Below are 19542 nucleotides of genomic sequence, written 5' to 3' on the forward strand. Positions count from 1 at the left end.
GCCATTCACCCTCGTTTGGGGATTGCACCTCTATGATGACGCGCAGCTAATCGTCGCGTCCTTTGCGAAATGCGGACGCGCCCTACGGGACAAGCTTCGCGCCAATCGCTTAAATGGGTTGGCCATTATCGCCAGCTTCGACGTCAATCGGGAAGAGCGACTTGCCCCTGACGGGACGAAAGCTGGATGGCTGTGGTCGATTCACGTCCATGGTTTCATTCGAACCGACGGGCGGAAGGCTGAGATCAATGCCCTGTTTGTGCAAGCATTTGCTCCGACAGTAACGACGAATCGGCCGTTTCAATTTTCAGAATCCGGCCAGCAGCTCGGTTGGACCAAATACCAGATCAAAGACCCGGCTCGCATCGGCAAGCGAATCCACGATCCGAGGAGGAGGCGGCCATACAAGCGGCAGATGAGCAACCGCGAGGCCGAACCCATGATGAAATTCCTGGCGACGCAGCGAGCCAACGACCGAATCTTCCTCCAGGGCTACCAGTGGCAGGGCCGCGGGGTCTTGGTGCCCATCAAGGGCTTTGGTCGGTGGTCGCGCAGTGAGCCGAATGCGGATCAGGAGGAGGCCAAGTCGGTACTCACACGGCGTGGGATCAGGAATAGGCCGAAAGGGCCGGAGAGGGGCTGATGGTTGGTCACGGCGGGGGCAACGTGTATTTAAGGTGTATATACTGAAACGACCAAACGAATTTCATTGTCTGGTTGAGCCAGTATAAAGTGCCCAATTGTGCGCCCCGCATTCATTTGCACCCGCCCCTCCGGGAGGCGATGGGTGGCTTCCGACCACGCGCGCATGGGTTTGCTGCGCAAATTCATCTGCATGACACGAAGGCACTCATCGATTTCGCGTGTTCCGCCAAGTCAGCGGGCTGTAGCGCGCTCGCTTCGGCCCCGGTGGTAAAGGCTACGCCGTTGCTCTCTAAGAAAGTGGTCGCCACCGAGCCTTTGATGGCGAAGTTGACGTTTTGAGGAATGTCGCCGTTCGTGGCGACCATCACCTTCAACGCATTGAGCTTTGCCGTCACCACGCCGATGAAATTACCGTTCGCGTCCACGAGCGGGCCTCCGGAATTCCCTGGCTGAACCGGCGCCGAAATCTGAAAGTACCGCGAATCGTCGCCGAGCCCAGTCAGGGCCGTGATGTTGCCGAGGGTGAAATTCCCCGACGTCGAGAGCATACCGGACAGCGGGTAGCCGAACACGGCGACGGCCTCGCCGAGGCGTACGCCCGAGCGAACCGCCGCCACCTTCAGCGGCGTGATGTCGGTCTTTAGCAGGGCGAGGTCGTTAGTTGTGTCCTTCGCCGCAAGCCGGGCCGGCACAAGCCCGTTCGGCCCGTTGACCTCGATGGTCGTACATTCGCTGACCACGTGCGCATTCGTCAGCAGGTGCCCGTCGCGGCTGACAAAGAAGCCAGTGCCCGAGGAGGACTGGCGCGGCCGATCCTCAGGCGGTTTCGGAACGACCGCGGGTGGCGGTGGTACGGCCGGCTCGAACGGGCGTGCGACGGCCACGGCCGACGGCGGCGATGCGAATGTTGGCGGAGTGGTAAAGGGTGCGCCGGTCATCGCGGCGGATAGGGAGCCGGATACGAGGACGGCAACCCGCTCCATATGCAGATCGGTCTCAGCGGTCTTCCAGGCGAGGAAAAAGCCGAGGACGCCCGCTCCATCTCGATGGAAGCGAATATACCAGTCGAGGCCGTCTGTGCCGGTGGCCGAGATGGCGAAAAAGTCGGGCCGGAGCACCTTGTAATTGACGCGCCCACCGTTCTGGCTGAAGCGCGCCAACGCGCTTCGGTAGCTGTCCTCCAAGCTGTCGGGAGCGCTGGTGTAGCTCAGCACGACGCGTCCCGCAGGGTCGGTCCAGGTCACGCCCAGGTCACCGCGCTTTTCACGCAGCCCGAGACCGAACGGGACCCAGATCGGGCGACCACGGGTCGGGTGCGAGGCCTCGCGGAAGCCCCAGTTGCGCATGAGCGGCGTCGCCTCGGCAGAAAGCGTGGCAAGACCTGCTTCATCGAGCATGCCGGTGACTGGTTGTCCGGCCTGAGTCTGGTAGCGGATCAAGGTCTCAAAGAGCCGCTTTGAAAATGCGGAATTAGGTACCGCCACCTGATGGCCGGCAGCCGTCAGGAGGACCTGAAGCCGCATGCGTTCCTCAAACGGAAGGCGGTCGAATTGGGCTGCGGCGGCTTCGTATCGCGGTGGGCCGAACGGGACGTCGCTGGCCGTTGTCGGACGAGACACGGGCACGGAAGAGCCGTAGCCGTTCTCATCCAGGTGCCGCCGCAGGGCCGTGGGAAAATCGGTCTTTCGGCGCTTGCCGTCCGGACATTTCTCGAGCGGGAGACTGACCGCGCACACCTCGTACGACCATTCGTCGTTGCGGTCGTACAGTTGCAGCATCCGCGGCCATGCCGCATCGCCGCGCCCGGCGAGAATGCTCTGCGCGACCCACCCGCCGAGGAAATTATTGTCTCGCCAACGCTCCGGGTTGAGGTCGGCGCCATGCTCCATCGTGGCGAGTTCCTGGCGCTGGTACGAGGCAAACGCCGGATGCCGCGTGACGTCCTCGATGCGACCGCCGCGCAGCTGCTGAATCCTGGACGGCGGATTGGCCGTCGCATAGGCGCCAAAGGCGTACAAAAAACTCTGGTCTCCGCTAAGCAGTTCGTGGGCCCCATCCCCGTCGAGGTCCTCGAAATCATACCCCCCCGTGCCGTCGAGCGTGTCGCCATCCGCCACGGTCCACCGGCCCGCGGCGCCATCCTCGGTCGCAATCTGCGTGACGGTGCAGCAATGGGCGCCGCCCCAAAACGACGTGAAGACGAGGCTCGGTCTCGTCGCCGCCGGATCGAGGCGCACCGCTTTCAATTCGGCGACATCAGTCCCCGGACCCTCCGGCGCTTCACGAACGGATCGTTCCAACGCCATTCTGAAGCTCTGGCGGCCCCCCAGGCGCCCAATCGCGACCGGATAGCGCTCAGACCCACCGGCTGTCGCGGCACTGCTAATCGCGACAGTTAGATCGCCAATTCGCATCACGCTGTCGCGGAAGCCGTCGTATTTGACGCTCTCGGTCCGTGTCGCGGGCGGCGGTGACCAAACCTGTTCGACATAGCTGTCGCCGCGGGACAAGATAAAATCTTTCGGCAGTCCTCCTTCGCGCACGAGCCGTTCACGAACCAATCGAGGGTTGGCGGCCTGTTCCGGGCCATAAGCCACGGCAAACCATCCGTTTGCTGACCGCATCACCCGGATAGTCGGGTGCCGCCAGCGGTGATAGCGTGCGATACCAATGGCCTCGTTTAGATCGGCCCGAGACGCGAGGACGACCCAGCGAACATCTCTATTCAGCGCGAGGTCGCCAGCGATTACCGGCGGGATAAACAGCGAAGTAACAAACCCAAACGTGAAAAGCGCTCCCCTAAACATTCCACCCCCGTTTCAAACGCGTTTCGTTTCCATCGAGCCAGAATTTATTATAAATACTAACTCAGTAAAAATTTTTAGGCCGCCGAACTTGTGCTAAACAGCAAAAATAACAAATTTAGCGCGCATTAAACACACATATGATTATTCATTATTTGCAATTTTTAGTTCATTATTTCCTTTTGATTTATTTTGCTCTACAAGGTATTGAGTAATCTCATCTAATTCCATAATATGTCCTGTAGGATGAATAACTAAGGCACCTTTTTTTAAGAGTGCACGTGCAAATGTATGGACATCTTGATATCCTGTTGGCATGCGGTCCCCTAATTCGTCCAGATCGAGTGCTATAGGACCTTTTCGAGACCTAAGGCCTCGACGTATGTTCCGTACCAAAGAAATTGAAAATTTTGTGCCATCGAGTTCGGCGCTTGAAAGATAAGCACCGTCTATAGCTGCACCTATAAATATCGCGTTGGATAGTTTAGCTCTCATCAAACACGCATAATTTAGCTCGGCTCCCGAGAAATCGCAGTTCTCTAGATTCGCATTAAATAAGTCGGCCATATCTAAGTACTGATCGCAGAAAGATATATAGGCAAGACAACTCATTATGGGTTTGTTATTTGGACCTTTTCTCTGCCCTTGTAATCGCTTTAACATTTCCCCTGCTGCAGTTTCACTTGGCCAACTGACCATTGTTTTTTCCTTGCTAATAATGGCGCAGGCATGGATGCACGCCACTAGAGTTTCTTCAGCATTGCGCGCATGTTGCTTTTGCTCAAGAAAATTAAGTCGCTCAAGGCGTTGTACGGGCCAACCCAAAACCAATGAGGCATCTAACATAGAAGTCAGCCCGACCTGCAGGGCTAGAGCAGATTGCCTGTCCCTGAAAGCAATCTCACGCCTTATAAAATCAAGTAGGTAGTTGTCTAATGTCGCCTTGCCGCAAATATTCAACCAGCGGAAGAGAGCATCTTGCTCATCAAGCCCGAAGTCAGGATTAACTTGATGTGCAGCTAGCTGAGAACACACTAGTTCTACAAGGCGCACTACTCTAAGCGATATTAAATACTCCGCAAAAGTCTTATGGGTAAATTCGAACGTTTTCTCGCCGTTATCTCGTCGACCTTTTTGTCGGAAGTAAAATGCTAGAAGGAGAGAGGACACTCCTGATGAAATGCCGGACTCAAAGGAGGGTAGTAAGGCGCCAACTTTACTTTGTTGACAATGTAGTTCCACCTCTGCAATCGTCGTCGTCCGGCCAGCACCGTGCCATACAGCTAAGGCAACCTCCTCAAGTAGACGAACGAATGACTGATATGGCACGTCTTTCACGCTAGGGTGATTGTTCCTCGCCCAGCCACGCACATATACTGCTTGTAATAAGTCGCCATAAACTGAATTTATGTTAGTTGTCTCATCTAGCTTTAGTCCACGGCGATGGGCTAATGCTACAAGATAGTTCAGTAGTGGCTGAGAGGTTACCTCATTCATTTCGCCTTTTCTGAGGTTGTCCGGCATGCAGTCGTAGTTAAGTCCAGTAAGTTCTCCATATTTTTTCCACCATTCATCTCTTTGGTCCAACGAAAATAGGTCGTCCCTGTCTGTGAAATTCGCACGTGACTCTGCTGCAAGGGAGTACGGCACCAAATGAATTACTTGTCCTTCAGTGCGGAATGCGCTATCCGCAGACTGTACAGCTAAATCTCTGCCTGTTATCAAGCAAAGAAGTCGACAATGGATAGTGTTTACACGCTCAACATACCTAATTAACTCATTTACGAAGCCCTGTGCAGATTCTTGCGCTGCCTTCCCCTGCAATTGAATTTCATCAAGCCCGTCAAGGATCAAAACTAGAGGCTTTTGACCGTCTTCTGTAAGAGGGTCAGTGCCGAAGTGACCAGCCTGTTTAAAGAAATCCGCAACTGCGCGGACAAGTCCACTTTCTAAATCGATTTGGTGAAGTGGAACGAATAGTACTTTCCGGGTTTCGTGGGCAAGCTTAGCGGCTAAAATTTTGGCAAAAGAAGATTTGCCGGAGCCTGGACCACCGGCTATGACTCGAATCGAAAAATCTTTATCTTCTTTTGAAATCCAATGGTTTATCTCTCTTTCAGCCCAGTCAATTATCCGTATTGGGTCTGAGCGATGTGTTTTTGCATCTGAAAATCTAAGTGTTCTATCCGCAGAGTCTTGCCGTTTATTATAAAAACATCTGGGCGGTATGAATATTTGGGCCAAGCCAAATGTTTCGTCAAAAACCCGCTCGTTGACAACTGAGTTGAGATATGAGCGATAGCGATTCCAGTCTTGCTCTAAGACGGCCGCACCTATGAAAGGACTTTCTATGGCCTCAAGTATTTCTTTATAATAGGTCGGATTTGATCTCCATTCATCATGAAGACATCTTGTAAACACTGAAGGAAGGCGAGTCATAACATTTTTTATGTCATTCGAAGGCGTGTCGATTGCTGTTAGCCAATGTATGATGTCATTTTGCAGTATAGGTATTATATTCATTTTATTCGGATTTGACAAAAAATCATTATCAACCGAAATTATTGTGTTCTCAGAAAGCCCAATAAAAGAAGCGGCATATACATCGGAACTTATGTTCGAACTTTCGTTGACTATGTCAGTAAGGATAATTTTTAAAGCTCTCTGTATGGCCCTGGTAATTAAGTTGCCCACCCTCTCTTGTGGAGACGTTGTTACTCCAATTGATGCCCCTACATCTGGAAGTTCTGCTAGTGCATCTGTGTAACTGCCTGCCGCCATTTTAATGAGGAATTTTGATGCAGATTTGAAGAAATCGGCAGTTTTAAAAGTTAGTACTCTATTTTCTTCTCCGCCTGATGAAAAACTAATGCCCAACTCGCTCATACTACAAATTCCCTTTGTTTATTGCTAGCGTTAAGTCTTGGACGAAGTTGTATTCATACGTTTGATGCATTGACTCGGCGGAATTTTATCTGTAATAATATATATCTTTATCCTTTTTTATTTTGATTTTGTCACGGGGTAACGTCCGTTCCCCAGTGTAAGGTTAATGCACTTCATTGCATCTGCAAAGAAATTTTGTCGGTCCTATCTTTTCATTAAGTGCTTAGATTGGTAAGACTCGGCGCGCCTAACCTAACGGTTCGGAGGGCCCAGTGCTTCGTGCGACGTGCCTTTCTAGAGTTTGTGCTCGTAGCACGGTCTTGGCATATTCCCGGCCGGCGTCAACGTCTCCCATCGCACCCGTCTCGTTGCCACATCTGATGCGGCTCTACCGGTACACTCCAATGGCTGACGCGCAGGCCGGACAATCTGGGCATTGATAATGGCCATAATCGGCGCTGATTCTGCTGAGAATGTCGAGCCGGCGGGAACGTGCCGCGCACTCTACAACGTAGTATCGAGAGCAGGCAACTCTTTGGTGAGCGAGTCTGAACTTTACCGTTCGTGACAAACTATACAATAACGTAGACTTAACTTTCGGCCCGCCATGTTCGCCTGTCTTCATAGCTATTCGGTGCCATTCGAGTGATAGGCATGGGTAATAACGTGGGTAAGTTTGTCAGTTGCCGGGTTATGATATTGATATCATGGATGAATTCTTATTATGAGAGCGGACACCCCTTCCGCCAAACCCGCCGATTCCACACTATGGCGCGATTTTCTGCGCGATGACGACGCAAACGCCGCCGATTCGCGCAGTTAACTAAAGCTGGGCAGTGTTGAAGCCAGGCAAAGCATCTCATCGGTAAATCGCGGTTCATTGCCCGGCTTGCCGCGCACGACCCAATCCCGCTTGGCCCGCAGGTATTTGGTCAGTTCGGCCAGTTCGGCCGCCTTCTGCTCCAGTTTCGCAAGTTGAACTTCCATGATCTCGACTTCACGTGCCTGTGAGAGCCCCTCGCGTTGCAGTTCCGTGGCAATCTCCGCGATCTCCTTGAGGGACATACCCAGAGATTGCGCGAACCGAATCATCCGGGCCGTCGAGGCATCGCGTTCAGTGAACACCTGATAAGGGTTGCGTCCTCCCTTTACGCCGAGCTGTGGCGTGAGCAGGCCCTTACGAGCATAAAAGCGAACGGTGTCCTGGCTCAGTCCCGTCCGCTGTGCAAATTCTCCTATCAGCATTTTGCCTCTCAAACTCTTGACCATGGACCGTGGTCCAGACTTATAGAGCGTGTTCCCTCAATTGTGGAACATTTTCATGTCAAACGATCCCAATATCACTTCCCGGCCACCTATTGCCTTCGTGACGGGGGCAACCGGCCTTCTTGGCAACAATCTGGTGCGCGAATTGATCGCCGAAGGTTGGCACGTGCGGGCGCTGGTGCGCTCATCTGAAAAAGCAGCGCGGCAGTTCGGTGGACTGGATCTGGAGATCGTCACCGGCGACATGCTCGATGTGCCTGGTTTCGCGGATGCGCTTCGGGGCGCCAATGTGGTTTTCCATACTGCGGCTTATTTCCGGGATTCCTACAAGGGTGGCCGCCATTGGGATGCGCTCTACGCGGCCAATGTCGAGGCCACCCGCGCCCTGCTCGATCACGCATGGAACGCCGGCGTGCGTCGCTTCGTCCACACCAGTTCGGTTGCCGTGCTGCGCGGCGCACCCGGACAGATCATTGATGAGACCATGCTGCGGGATGAGCGGGACGCTGACGACTATTATCGCAGCAAGATCCTGGCGGACCGCGTGGTGCTCGACTTTCTCGATGCACATCCCGATTTCTGGGCGGCCATGGTGCTCCCCGGTTGGATGCACGGGCCGGGCGATATCGGACCGACATCGGCAGGTCAGACCATCCTGGATGTGGCGCTTGAGCGCCTGCCGGGCGTTCCCCCCGGGTCCTTCTCTGTGGTCGATGCACGAGATGTGGCGCGGGCGATGATCCTTGCTAACCATCAGGGAAGACGGAATGAACGCTACCTTGCCGCCGGTCGGCACATGACCATGGCCGATCTGCTGCCGTTGATCGCACAGACGACCGGGGCCAAGGCACCGGCCCGGCGCGTTCCGCTCAGTCTTCTCTACCTGATCGGCGCTGGTAATGAGCTCTATGCCCGAATGACCGGCAAGCCGGTGCTGTTGAGCTGGGCCATGGCGCGCACCATCGCGACGGAGAATGACCGCTCTCGCTACGATCCCGCCAAAAGCAAACGAGAGTTGGGTTTAGAATTCCGCCCGGTCATCGAAACGCTGCGCGATGAAGTGGCCTGGTTTCGTGCAAACGGCCTCTTGCCCGCGCGAACGGACCAAAGGCGGCCGCGTTAGAGGGCTATAGCGTAGACGTAGTGCTCATCATCGTCGGGCACGGTCCGCCAGACGTACGCATAAGTTGTTGTTTTTGCTGATGTTTTTATGGCGCGCCACTGTCGGCCCTATTTTCAGCCCTAACGACGCTGGCGGACATCTGCAGTCGTTCGCACCGGCAGTCGGATACTCGCTTCATAAGATTTGTACCTTCTGAGGATCGGTTCAGTAGCGGGATATACCCCTCCCCGGTGCTTTGGCCGTTCAGCTTCGGCGGCGCCCGGGTCTCAGTGGCGACGGAGGTTGTTCGTTGTCGGCAGGCAACGCAAAAAGCTTCGAGACATCGACCGACAGAGCGGACGCGAGGCGATCTAGAATGTCTACGGTGGGGTTGAAGCTACGACGCTCAATGCCGCTTACGTACCCACGGTCCACGCCAGCATCAACGGCGAGCGCCTTCTGAGACAGCCCCCGTTCAACCCGCAATCGCCGCAGATGCCACGCCACGCGGGCTCGTTCGTCCATGACGCGGACGCGAACAGCTTGCACCCGGGGAAACCATCGAATATCTGCGATACAATTGCTGCGAGAACCTGAGACGAGACGGTTATCCCCGTTGCGCAATCGGTGCGGCGTATGGGGCTCGTCCATTCGATGCAGGTTCGTATCCACCGCAGGGCGCGTGAGATCGGCGGTACCTGTGTGGAATTGGCCCACGATGGCGCGCGCATCCTCCTCGACCTCGGCCTTCCGCTAGACGGCGAACCGGATGATGTGTCTTGCTACCCATCCGTGGATGGCATGGCCGGCGGCGGTGATCTAAAGGCCCTCATTCTCTCACACGGCCACCGTGACCATGTCGGGTTGGCCAACCTCGCCGGACCGGACCTCCCGGTGGTCATGGGCGCCGCGACACAGGCGATCTTGACGGCCGCCGCCCCGTTCGTACTGGACGCCTACCTACCGCCATCGACTGATCAAGTCTGCATCCCCATGGGACCCAGCAAGTCCGCTGCAGGTAGGGGGCAACAGGATCCTGGCAGCCCGCCTCGAAGCGGACATTCCTCAGCCGACCCAACTGCGCCGTACGAGCAACCCTACACAATTCCCAGAAGCGGTCGTTCGTAGAGACCATGAGCCTGCGCAGAGCCCCGACTGTCAGGAACCTGCTTGCGAAAGCTCGGCTCATGCGAAAGCTTGGTCCAGTTCGAGGCGTGGCTGAGAGGCTAGAAGCGCTTTCGTGTAGGCATCTGTCGGATGTGTCAGGATCTCGCCCACCGGACCCTGTTCCACCAGCTTCCCGTGGTAGAAGACGAGTACGCGGTCCGCGAGATGCTGAATGACCCCAAGGTCGTGTGAGATAAATAGGAGCGCCGTTCCGAGGCGCGCCCGCAGATCCGCGAGTAGATCGAGTACCTGGGCCTGGATGCCGATGTCGAGGGCCGAGACCGGCTCGTCGCAGACGATGAGGGCCGGCTCGGCTGCCAGCGCCCGGGCTATCGAGACGCGCTGGCGTTGACCTCCCGATAAGGAGGACGGGTTGCGGGCGGCAATGTCGGCGGCCAGGCCGACCTGCTCGAGAAGTTCGACCACGCGCGTGGCCCTGTCCGCGCGTGCATGACTTGCGAGGTTCTCCCCGATGATGTCGGAAACGCGGTATCGCGGGTCGAAGCTGCTCAGAGCGTCCTGCGGGACGTATTGCAGGCGCGGGCGAAGGCCGCGCCGCTGCGTTTCCGGGATGCCGCTCCAGGGCTGCCCAAGGAGGCGGACGCTGCCACGATCCGGCGCCAGCAAACCGAGGACGATTTTGGCGCAGGTCGACTTTCCCGAGCCGGATTCACCCACGAGGCCCACGACCTCGCCGGCCTTCACCACGAAGCTCACATCGTCGAGGGCCTTCGTGGCGAAGGCCGGGCGGCCATAGCCCGCGGCCCCCGCGTAATGCTTTGCGATCCCGCGCACCTCTAGGACGACCTCCTGGCGGGGAGCGGGTCTCGGATCGCCACCATCCCGGTGAATTGCCTGAGCCGCCCCGGTGAGCCGGCGACCCCGCGAGGCGGAGGAAGGAATCGCCGCGATCAGACCCTTGGTATAGGGGTGGCGCGGCCGCGTTAGGACCTCCGCCGTTGGCCCGCTATCGACCACCCGGCCGTGCCGCATGACCAGTACCCGGTCCGCGATCCCGGCAACCACCGCGAGATCGTGGCTGATGAGCAGGAGCCCCGCACCCGCCCGCACCCGCCCCGCGAGCACCTGCAGAACCTGCGCCTGTACCGTCACGTCGAGAGAGGTGGTCGGCTCGTCGGCGATGATCAGGTCGGGTTCGCCCGCGATGGCCGAGGCGATGAGGGCGCGCTGGCGCAGCCCCCCGGAGAGCTGGTGAGCATATTGGCGGGCGCGGTGCTCCGGGTCCGGAATTCCCACCCGGGCCAGGACGTCGAGGACGCGCGCGCCGATGGCTTTCCGTCCCGCCAGGAGGCGATGCTCGGACAGGACCTCCGCCACCTCCTGCCCGATGGTGCGCAGCGGATCGAGCGAGACCAGGGCGTCCTGCATCACGAGGCCCGTCACTGTGCCGCGCAGGCGGCGCCAGTCGGCGGCCCCGAAGGCTTTCGCATCGCGACCCTGGAGGCGGAAGCGGTGGGCCTCCACCGTCGCGCCCGCGCCAGCGAGGTTCAGGAGGCTGCGCGCCGTCAAGCTCTTGCCGGACCCGGACTCGCCGACGAGCGCGACGCACTCTCCGGCCCGGACGACGAGATCGACCCCCTGGACGATGGGCGGCCCACCGAAGCCAATGGACAGGTTGCGGATGTCGACCAGCGGCGGAAGCGCGCCGGTGGCTGAGGCCTCGGCCGCGCCCTTCATGCGATGCGTCCCTCAAAGCGCTTTTGTAGGAAGACCCCGACGGTGCTGAAGGCGATGACCGTCAGGGTGATGGCGGCGCCCGGAAACACCGCCGGCCACCAGGCGACGCGCAGAACATCGCGGCTCTCGGCCAGCATGACACCCCATTCGGGGGTCGGCGGCTGTGGGCCGAGGCCGAGGAAGCTAAGGCCCGACACGGTCAGGATGGTACTGCCGATATACACGGTGGCGATCACCGGGACCGCCACCAGAACGTTCGGCAGCACGTGTCGGAGGAAGATCTGGCGCCGGCCGAGCCCGTAGATGGCGGCCTGCGTCACGTAATCGGCATCGCGGACCAGTTGGGTCTGGGCGCGCACGATGCGGCCGAACTTCGGAATGCCCGCGATGCCCACCGCGAGGGCGATGTTGAGCATGCCCTGGCCGAGGAAGGTGACGACCAACATGGCGAGGAGAACGCCGGGAAACGACGAGAGCACGTCGAAGAGGCGCGAGGTCACCTCATCCAGAAAGCGGTTGCGCTGGCCGGCCAGGATCCCGAGGAAGACGCCCGCCAGCACCGAGACCGTCATGCCACCGAGGCCGATCAGCAGGGAGTAGCGGGCCCCGTACAAGGTGCGGGCGAGGACATCCCGGCCGAGCCGGTCGGTGCCGAAGGGATGGGCCCAGTCCGGCGCCTTCAGGCCCTCCAGGACATCGCCAACCAGCGGGTCGTGGGCCGTGAAGAGGCCGGGCGCCGCCGCCACAGCGAAAAGGGCGGCGAGGAACAGGGCAGAGCCCAGGACGGGAAGCGGATAGGCGCGGTGCCGGTTCAACGCGACACTGGCGGGATCATGTCCGGCCCGCGCGGGCGCGCCGGGATCGTGGAGCAGGCCAGAGGGAGGAACGATGCGAGCGGAAGCAGTCATGCGGTCCTCAATCTCGGGTCGATCAGTAGGTACAGGATGTCGAGGAGCGTCGAGGCTGCAACGTGAATGAAGGCAGCGAGGAGCACGACCGCGAGCACCACCGGAACGTCATGAGTCAGCACCGCGCCAAGGGTGACGCTGCCGAGTCCCGGCCGGCCGAACACCTTTTCGGTGATGACCGCGCCGCCCAGCAGCCCACCGATCAGCCAGCCGCCGAGGGTGACGGCCGGCAGTGAGGCATGACGCAGGAGGTGGCGGGTCCGGATCGTGAGTTCGCCGACCCCACGGGCGCGGATCGTGGTGACGAAGGGCTGGTCGAGGGCCTTCTCGACGGCCTCCCGGAGCACCTGCGCCAGAAGGCCGGCGGTGGGCAGCGCCAGGGCGATCGCGGGTAGGACCAGGGATTGCCAGCCATTCGCTCCCGAGACCGGAAACCACCGCAAGGTGAAGGAGAACAGCATCAGCAGCAGGATGCCGATCCAGAAGACCGGGGTGGAGGCCAGGACGAGTTCAATGGCGGAGGCGACCTTCCGGGACAGCCGGCCCCGCCCGGCGGTGAGAAGCGCCACCGCCACGGCGAGCGCCACCGCCAGCATGCCTGCCATCAGTGCGAGTTGAACCGTGGGCCAGAGTTGCGAGCCAACGATCTCGCGTACGGGCTGGCGCAGGACGTAGGAAGTGCCGAGGTCGCCGCCGGCGATGCGGGATAGGAAGGCCCAATATTGCGCGAGCAGGCTCTGATCGAGCCCCCATTCGGCGGCGATGGCCTCGCGCAGCCCCGGGGTATCGATGTCGCCCGCCAGGATGTCCTCGATCCGGCCCGGGAGCGCATGGAGGGCGAGGAAGGCCGCCGTGACGCTGGCCCAGGCGACGATGACGCTCGTGCCCAGGCGTGCGACGACGCGGGACCAGAGGGCGCGCGAACCCATGGGGGCTACTCCTTTGCGATCCAGACGTCGTAGGCGTTCGACGGCGAGTCGAGCCCCGCCTCGAAGCCCAGCCCGCGCACGGCCGTCTTCGCAGCCAGGAACCAGCTCGGCGCGAACAGGGGGACGATGAACGCCTTCTCGACGCCCAGGACCTGGATGCGGTCCGTGAGCGCGCGCTTGGCGACCGGGTCCGTCGCCTGGAGGGCCTGATCGATCAGGCCGGTGATCTCCGGGTCGGGATTGGGCACCTTCGTGTAGAGGAAGCCCTTCGAGCCGAGCATGTCCCATAATTCGCGGGCCGGGTCGGCGGGGTTGTCGGTGTTGGGATAGATCGACCAAGTGCCGGTGGCGTTGCCCTTGGCGTACTCGCCCGCCGTGACGATGCGCAGGTTGAGGTCCAACCCGATGTTCTTGCGCAAGGCCGCCTGGATGCCCTGGATGAGGATCTCCCGGTTGTCGCGCACGTAGGGTTGCGGATACCCGACATCGAGGGTGAGGCGCCGGCCCTCCCGGGTGCGGAACCCCTGCGCGTCGCGCTGCGTCCACCCGGCCTCGTCGAGCAGCCGGTTCGCGCCCGCGATGTCGTTGCCCCAGGCCCCCACCAGAGCCTTGTTGTAGGCCGGGTTGGCCGGCCCGATGATCGACCAGGCCCGCTTCACGTGACTGAGATAGACCTGACGCACGATCGGCTCGGGATCGAACCCGTCGCGTAGGGCGCGTCGAACCCGGATGTCGTCGGCCGGCGCCCGGGTGTAGTTGATGTTGAGGGTGAAGGACGTGCTGGCACCCGACGGGCCGATGAGGAGCCGGTACTGCGGATCGTCCGCGAACAGGGACACGTCGGTGGCCTGAACGCCCTCGATGACGTCTACCTGCCCCGACGTGAGGGCGCCGGTGCGCACGGCGTATTCGGGCAGGAACCGGAAGCTGAACCCGTCGAGATGGGCCGGTCCCCGACGGGCCGCGTAGCCGGGGGGCCAGGCGTAGCGCGGATTACGCACGAAGCTCGCCGACTGGCCGCGCACGTAGCGCTCGAAGACGAACGGGCCGGTGCCGGCCAGGGACGGACCGCCGCCGCAGAGATCGCCCTTGGCCAGGGACTTGGGCGAGATCAGGCCGAGTTTGACGTTGGAAACCGATTCAAGAAACGTCGAATCCGGCTTCGAGAGCGTGAGCCTGACCACGTGCGGTGAGATCACCTCGGCCGAGCTGAAATATTCGAGCAGCGCGACGGCGTTCGCTGCGTTGGCGGGGTTTTTCACGAAGTCGAAATTCGCTTTCACCGCCGCCGCATCGAACACCTCACCGTCATGGAAGATGACGTCCTCGCGCAAGGTGAAGGTATAGACCTTTCCGTCCGGCGATATCGTCCATTCCGTGGCGAGCCAGGGCGCGAAGGTCCCGTCCGCCCTCTTGCCGACCAGCGAGTCGATGTAGTTGCGCGCCACGAAGAAGGCGGCCTGCTGCGACGAGCGATGCGGATCGAAGCAGGACGGCTCCGTCGTCACGCCCCAGGTGAGGGTGCCGCCGGGCCGAGGCTGCGGTTCCGCAGCATCGACGGGTGACAGAGGAGCGAGCCCGGTCGCGGAGATCGTGGCCAGCGCAAGCAAGGAAACGAATTTTTTCATCAATCTCAGCTCGGGATATGCTTTGTCTACGACCAGACTCAACGCGAGCAAAACATTCCCTAATTGATGCTGAGGGAATTTTTTGACTTCATCTCTGATCTTGATCGGTCTAGTTGTTGCTGGCGTGATCTAGTGCGACGTAGAAGCCAAAATCAACTGGGAAATACCAGGCAACCGACAGCATCGCGCTATTTGGAAACTTACCAGCGCCGAGCCGGCGTTGCGGAGACGAAAACTTCGACTCGCATTGGCGCGAAGAACCGGATCGTCTCCCGGACATGACCGCACCGCGCCACGCTCGCCCTGACACGTCCCACCCCGCGATCGACGGATCACCTTCCCGATGTCTCCACGCCAGCTGCATCTCAACGTGAACCTGCTGCATTCGGGCGTGTACCCGTCGGCCTGGCGCTTGCCCGGCAGTCAGCCCGACGCCTTCGTCGACATCGCCCATTACGTCCGGGTCGCCCAGGTCGCCGAGCGGGGCTTGTTCGACGCGATCTTCCTCGCCGACACCCCCTCGATCTCGGACCGCCTCGATTACCGCCCGTTCAATGCCCTGGAGCCCACCATCGTGCTGGCCAGCATCGCCGCGGCCACGGCGCGGATCGGGCTGATCGCGACGGCCTCGACCAGCTATAACGAGCCCTACAACCTCGCCCGCCGCTTCGCATCACTGGACCACGCGAGCGGCGGACGGGTCGGTTGGAACGTGGTCACCACGGCCGATGCCGCCGCGAGCCGGAACTTCGGGCTGACCGCTGCCGTCGAGCACGGGACGCGCTACGCGCGCGCCCGGGAATTCGTCGAGGTCGCTCACGCCCTGTGGGACAGCTGGGAGGACGATGCCCTCATCGGCGACAAAGCCAGCGGCCGCTTCGTCGACCCGGGGAAGGTGCATGCCATCCGCCACCGGGGCACTCACTTCTCCGTCGACGGGCCCCTCAACGTGCCGCGCTCACCCCAGGGCCGCCCGGTGACGGTTCAGGCCGGCGGCTCGCAGGATGGACGTGATCTGGCGGCGGCCACCGCCGAGGCGGTTTTCACCCTGTCGCAGACCATCCCGGATGGAGTGTCCTATGCGCAAGATCTGCGCGCCCGGGCCGCCAGCTTCGGGCGCCCGGCGGATTCCCTCGTCATCCTGCCGGGGCTCACCACCATCCTGGGCAGCACCGAGGCGGAGGCGCGCCGCCGCCAGGACGAGTTATGGGATCTGGTTCCCCTCGAATACAGCTTGGCTCGTCTCGCCGGCACGCTCCAGATCGCACCGGAGCGCCTCGCCCTCGACAAGCCGCTGCCGGACGCGCTGCCACTGCCCGCCAATGCCAACCACACCATGTTCCTCGGAACCGTGGCGCTCGCCCGTCGCGACAACCTCACGGTGCGTGAATTGCTGCGGGCCCTCGGAGGCGGTGTCGGCCACCGCATCATCGTAGGCACGCCGGAGGCCGTGGCCGACGACATCGAGGCGTGGTTCCGGGCCGGAGCGGCGGACGGCTTCAACCTGATGCCCGACGTGCTGCCCGACGGTCTGGAGACCTTCGTAGACGCCGTTGTGCCGATCCTCCAGAAGCGCGGCCTGTTCCGCACCGCCTATTCGGGAATCACTCTGCGGGACCATCTCGGTCTCGCCCGGCCGCCGAGCCGTTTCGCGGATAGCCCGGAGGTTCGAGTTCCGGCCTGAACCCAGCGATCTATCCCCCAACTCGCTACCGGCGCGGGCTTACGGCACGATCGAGGTCAGAACCTCGGCAAGAGGAGGCTTTCGTTAGCCTGCTGACTTTCAAGCTGAACGGAACAGACCGTGACCTCGAAGTTCGGTCCTCCTCGGGCTACCGAGATCGTCAGGCCGCCGGGATATGGGAAGGCGCCGAGGCGCATGCGGTCGCGGCGGGTCGGTATCGCATGCCTGCCTCAGGCCGTACCGACGCGTTACTCGCGTGGCGGGCCGTGCTGTTGACTGCGAAGGCGCCGACGATGCGGTCGCGGTAGATCGACGAAGAACCTGGCTTCAGACATGCGATGTTCCCAGGAGCGATTTCGCCTTGGGCTCGTCCTTGTAGGCCTACCATAGCGCCAGCATCTTCACACAAGGACCCAAGTGGTTTTTCCTTTGGAAGTGCATCGGCTGCTTCACGGCCGCGGTTGTCGCAGAATTCGATTCGACCGCCGTCGAGGCCAGATCGTCGAGTTCGTGGGCCTTCCAGAGCGCATCCAACTCGATGAAGCGCGGCCCACGCGAACTCTGACGATATCGGTCACGGTCGACCTCGCACCGGTGCCGAATGAAACCCGATCGCGTCTCCAGCTGTGAAAGGCTTCACTCGTAGGCGCGCTGGGTATCATGCAGCCAATAGGGAGAGGTTTTTCTTCGTTACTCCGAAACTCAGGAAGTCGCCTTCTACTTCGGCCTCGATTTTTATTATATTAATCTATCGACTTAGCTCGCCGAGGCCTTCATGTTCTAGAGACGAGACTTGATGGTCTTGGCTCGATGAAAAACTCTCGGTTCGGCGTACCATTCCCTGTGCCTGAAAATCTTGCGCCATCGCCACAATTCGTCTTCGATGCCGTTGGTTTCCGGCGCGGCGGCCGACCGATCCTCAATGGGATCTCGCTGAGGATCGCCCCCGGTGAACGGATCGGCATCGTCGGGCGGTCCGGCGTCGGGAAGTCGACGCTGCTGCAGATCGCCGCCGGCCTTGTCCCACCATCCTCCGGTGACCTGACGATCAACGGTGCGCGCGTGAAGGGCCCCGTCCCGGGGGGCACGATGATGTTCCAGCGGCCCGCCTTGCTGCCCTGGGCGAGCGTCCTCGACAACGTGCTGCTGCCGGCCCGCCTGTCCGGCCGACCCCTGGGAAGCCCCGGCGGCGACCGCGCGGACGCACTGCGCATCCTCGGAGAAGTCGGCCTGGCCGACAGGGTCGATGCCAAGCCACATGAGCTCTCGGGCGGCCAGCAGCAGCGCGTGGCCCTGGCGCGGGCGCTCGCGAGCCGGCCGCGCCTCCTCCTCCTCGACGAGCCGTTCTCCGCCCTCGATCCGGAGATGCGGACCGCCCTGCGCGCGGACGTGAAGCGCCTTGCGAGCGAGCGTGGCCTGACGCTCGTGATCGTGACCCACGATCCGGCCGACGTCGCAGCTCTGGCCGAACGTGCCCTCGTTCTTGCAGGCACTCCCGCCGTGATCGTCGCGGATTTCCCCGTCCGATCCGCGGTCGAACTGAGGGCGCGGCTCGGCGCATCACCCCTCCCCGTCGACCGCGAAGCGGCGTGAACCGGACCCTCCTGATGACCGCTCCCGACGACCTCTCCGCCCTTTGGACGCATGAATGGACGCGCGCGGACTGGACCCGCCGCGACACCCTCGACAGCCTCGCGCGCGGCGGCCTCGCCGCCCTGCTGGGTGGTGCCGGCCTCGGCCTGTCGAGCCGGGCCGTGCACGCGGCCGACGACGATGTGGTGCGCATCGGCTACCTTCCGATCACCGACGCCACCGCCCTCCTGGTCGCCCACGCCAAGGGCTATTTCGAGGAGGCAGGCCTCAAGGTGGCCGAGCCAACCCCCGTGCGGTCCTGGTCGGCCCTGGTCGAAGGCTTCGCCGCCGGCAAGTTCAACCTCGCCCACCTGCTCAAGCCCATCCCGGTCTGGATGCGCTACAACAACAAGTTCCCGGTCAAGGTTCTGGCCTGGGCCCACACCAACGGCTCCGGCATCGTCGTCGGGGGCAAGGGCGGCATCACCGACTTCAGGGGGCTCGCCGGCAAGCGGGTCGCGGTTCCGTACTGGTACTCGATGCACAACGTAGTGCTGCAGTACGCGCTGCGTGAATCCGGCATCACGCCGGTGATCCGGGGCGAGGCGGGCCCAGGTGAATGCGCTCTCCAGATCCTGCCGCCACCCGAGATGCCGGCGGCGCTGGCGGCCGGCAAGGTCGACGGCTACATCGTGGCCGAGCCGTTCAATGCGCTCGGCGAGATCAAGGCCGGCGCCCGGATGCTGCGCTTCACCGGGGACATCTGGAAAAATCACCCCTGCTGCGTGGTCGTCGCCCATGAGCGGACAACGGTGGAGCGCCCCGAATGGACGGGCAAGGCCATCGACGCCATCGTGCGCGCGCAGGCCTATGCGTCCGCCAACAAGGAGGCCGTGGCCCGGCTCATCTCGAAGGACGGACGCGGTTACCTGCCGATGGCCGCCGACGTGGTGGTCAAGGCAATGACCGATTACGGTCCCGCCTATGCGGCGAGCGGTGCCATCCGCCACGCGGACTGGGCGGCGAGCCGCATCGACTTCCAGCCCTGGCCCTACCCGTCCGCGACCCGCCTGATCGTCGAGGCCATGGGCCGGACCGTGGTGGAGGGCGACGCGACCTTCCTGAACGGGCTCGATCCGGATTTCGTCGCGCGCGACCTCGTCGACGACCGCTTCGTGGCCGCATCCCTCAAGCGCTTCCCGGATGCGTTCCCCGGGTCCGGCACCGACCGCACCGAGACGCTGTCGCTATGA

13 protein-coding genes are annotated in these 19542 nt (G+C 61.2%); 5 read left to right on the top strand and 8 right to left on the bottom strand.

Annotated features, from left to right (window positions below; translation table 11 throughout):
- Positions 1–22 precede the first annotated feature (22 nt).
- Positions 23–643, top strand: a complete 621-nt coding sequence (locus tag ACYQOP_RS19740) for a hypothetical protein (protein ID WP_461223575.1) — start codon at positions 23–25, stop codon at positions 641–643.
- Positions 644–827: 184 nt separating this feature from the next.
- Here the strand turns inward: ACYQOP_RS19740 and ACYQOP_RS19745 are convergent, their stop codons facing one another.
- The 3 genes from ACYQOP_RS19745 to ACYQOP_RS19755 form a co-directional block, all read right to left on the bottom strand.
- Positions 828–3242, bottom strand: a complete 2415-nt coding sequence (locus ACYQOP_RS19745; RefSeq protein ID WP_461223576.1) for a trypsin-like peptidase domain-containing protein — start codon at positions 3240–3242, stop codon at positions 828–830.
- A 351-nt stretch (positions 3243–3593) separates the two neighbouring features.
- The gene (locus ACYQOP_RS19750) at positions 3594–6335 is read right to left on the bottom strand and encodes a pentapeptide repeat-containing protein (protein WP_461223577.1); all 2742 of its coding nucleotides are present in this window, start codon (positions 6333–6335) and stop codon (positions 3594–3596) included.
- An 819-nt stretch (positions 6336–7154) separates the two neighbouring features.
- Entirely contained in the window at positions 7155–7604 is a 450-nt protein-coding gene (locus ACYQOP_RS19755) for a MerR family transcriptional regulator (protein ID WP_461223578.1), read from the bottom strand.
- Between the two features lie 52 nt (positions 7605–7656).
- On the opposite strand from ACYQOP_RS19755, the gene ACYQOP_RS19760 reads away from it, so the two are divergent.
- Entirely contained in the window at positions 7657–8724 is a 1068-nt protein-coding gene (locus ACYQOP_RS19760) for an SDR family oxidoreductase (RefSeq protein WP_461223579.1), read from the top strand.
- 243 nt (positions 8725–8967) lie between these two features.
- Here the strand turns inward: ACYQOP_RS19760 and ACYQOP_RS19765 are convergent, their stop codons facing one another.
- The 5 genes from ACYQOP_RS19765 to ACYQOP_RS19785 all read right to left on the bottom strand — a co-directional run bounded on the left by ACYQOP_RS19765 (position 8968) and on the right by ACYQOP_RS19785 (position 15033).
- On the bottom strand, positions 8968–9354 hold the full coding sequence (locus ACYQOP_RS19765; RefSeq protein WP_461223580.1) for a helix-turn-helix domain-containing protein: 387 nt from the start codon (positions 9352–9354) through the stop codon (positions 8968–8970).
- 534 nt (positions 9355–9888) lie between these two features.
- Complete coding sequence (locus ACYQOP_RS19770) at positions 9889–11568, bottom strand: dipeptide ABC transporter ATP-binding protein (protein ID WP_461223581.1); 1680 nt, start codon at positions 11566–11568, stop codon at positions 9889–9891.
- The gene (locus ACYQOP_RS19775; RefSeq protein ID WP_461223582.1) at positions 11565–12476 is read right to left on the bottom strand and encodes an ABC transporter permease; all 912 of its coding nucleotides are present in this window, start codon (positions 12474–12476) and stop codon (positions 11565–11567) included. Before ACYQOP_RS19775 ends, ACYQOP_RS19770 begins: the two co-directional genes overlap by 4 nt.
- Complete coding sequence (locus ACYQOP_RS19780) at positions 12473–13405, bottom strand: ABC transporter permease (RefSeq protein WP_461223583.1); 933 nt, start codon at positions 13403–13405, stop codon at positions 12473–12475. The genes ACYQOP_RS19775 and ACYQOP_RS19780 overlap by 4 nt, the downstream gene beginning before the upstream one ends.
- 5 nt (positions 13406–13410) lie before the next feature.
- Complete coding sequence (locus ACYQOP_RS19785; protein ID WP_461223584.1) at positions 13411–15033, bottom strand: ABC transporter substrate-binding protein; 1623 nt, start codon at positions 15031–15033, stop codon at positions 13411–13413.
- Between the two features lie 343 nt (positions 15034–15376).
- Here ACYQOP_RS19785 and ACYQOP_RS19790 point away from each other — a divergent pair, with 343 nt between their 5' ends.
- From ACYQOP_RS19790 to ACYQOP_RS19800, 3 genes are all read left to right on the top strand, one after another.
- Positions 15377–16717 carry an LLM class flavin-dependent oxidoreductase gene (locus ACYQOP_RS19790; RefSeq protein ID WP_461223585.1) on the top strand — a complete coding sequence of 447 codons (1341 nt, stop codon included), beginning with the start codon at positions 15377–15379 and terminating at the stop codon, positions 16715–16717.
- An 843-nt stretch (positions 16718–17560) separates the two neighbouring features.
- On the top strand, positions 17561–18310 hold the full coding sequence (locus tag ACYQOP_RS19795) for an ABC transporter ATP-binding protein (protein ID WP_461223586.1): 750 nt from the start codon (positions 17561–17563) through the stop codon (positions 18308–18310).
- Positions 18311–18324: 14 nt separating this feature from the next.
- A complete protein-coding gene (locus ACYQOP_RS19800) occupies positions 18325–19542 on the top strand; it encodes an ABC transporter substrate-binding protein (protein WP_461223587.1) in 1218 nt (405 codons plus the stop codon).

It is taken from the genome of Methylobacterium sp. CM6247 (assembly GCF_054817925.1).